The 1,376-nt window shown below is 66.6% G+C and carries 1 protein-coding gene and 1 pseudogene; both read right to left on the bottom strand.

What is annotated here, in order from left to right; all coding sequences use genetic code 11:
• Nucleotides 1-444, bottom strand: a pseudogene (locus STSP_RS35290) (carbohydrate ABC transporter permease); the annotation flags it as partial.
• On the bottom strand, nt 441-1,376 hold a 936-nt coding region (locus STSP_RS35285; RefSeq protein ID WP_067285207.1), incomplete at its 5' end, for an ABC transporter permease. The gene STSP_RS35285 and the pseudogene STSP_RS35290, both read right to left, overlap by 4 nt.

Genomic DNA, 1,376 nt, shown 5'->3' with positions numbered 1-1,376 from the left:
CACCAGCAGGTAGGTCGGGATGAGGCCGGCTCCGAAGAACATGGTCGCCATCATGATCATCAGGAAGAACCGGTGCCCCAGACTGCCCGGCCGGGACAGACCGTAGGCCGCGAACACCGACACCGCCATCGAGAACAGCGTGCCGACGAGCGTGACGCCGACCGACACCATGATCGCCCTGCTGACCTGGCCGCCGCTGAGGAGTTCGGTGTAGTTGATGAAGGTGATGCCCTGGGGGATCACGACGAGGCCGCCGACCCGGTCGATCACCGGTTTAGGGGAGAGGCTGGTGACGATCACGATCCACAGCGGACCGAGCACCCCCAGGCAGCACAGCACGAGGAAGCCGCCCTTGGCGGTGAGTCCCACCTTGCTCGGCGGCTCCTCCCACACGGGGCGGGCGGGAGCCTTCAGGCTGCGGATGAGCTGCGTGTTGAGGCTCATTTCTTGTACACCCCCTGCTCGCCGAGCAGGTGCGCGAACTTGTTCGCGCCCAGGACGAGACACACTCCGATGACTCCCTTGGCCAGGCCGACCGCGGCCGCGTAGCTGAAGTCGCCGTTTTGGATACCCATGTTCCACACGTAGGTGTCGAGGACCTCGCTGGCCCCCGCGCCGACCGCGTACCGCTGGAGCAGGAACTGCTCGAAGCCCACGCTCAGCGCGTCACCGACCCTGAGGACCAGCAGCAGCGCGATCACCGGGCGCAGCGCGGGCAGCGTGACGTGCCACATGCGTCGCCAGCGCCCCGCGCCGTCGATGGCGGCGGCCTCGTACAGGTCGGTGCTGACGGCGGACAGGGCCGCGAGGAAGACGATGATCCCCCAGCCTGCGTCCTTCCACACGGCCTGCGCGGTGACCAGATACTTGAAGAGGTCCGCGTTGGTCATCAGGTCGAAGCCGCTCCACCCGTGCTTCTCCAGGGTCTGCGCGATGATGCCCGCGCCGCCGAGGATCTGCTGGAACACGGTGACCACGAGGACCCAGGAGAAGAAGTGCGGCAGATACATGATCGCCTGCGCCACGGCCCGCACCCTCGGCCGGATCACGCTGTTGATGACCAGCGCGAGGGCGATGGGGACCGGGAAGAACAGCACCAGCTGGAGCACGAACAGCACGATCGTGTTCTGCGTGGCGCTCCAGAACAGCGGGTCATCCAGCATCCGCGAGAACTGCTCCACGCCCACCCACGGGCTGTGGAAGATCGCCAGGATGCCGTTGCCGGCGGCGTAGGGGTCGTATTCCTGGAAGGCGACGACGTTGCCGAGCAGCGGGACGTAGTTGAAGATCAACAGCAGGACGATGACGGGCAGCGTCATCAGGATCAGCGTGCGGTCGCGGCGCAACCGGACCCCGAAGGGAACCCTGCCCGCCTT

Source organism: Streptomyces jeddahensis (genome assembly GCF_001642995.1).
GTDB lineage: Bacteria > Actinomycetota > Actinomycetes > Streptomycetales > Streptomycetaceae > Streptomyces > Streptomyces jeddahensis.
Note: the sequence above shows the minus strand (reverse complement) of the source record. Positions and strands in the feature narration are given on the sequence as shown.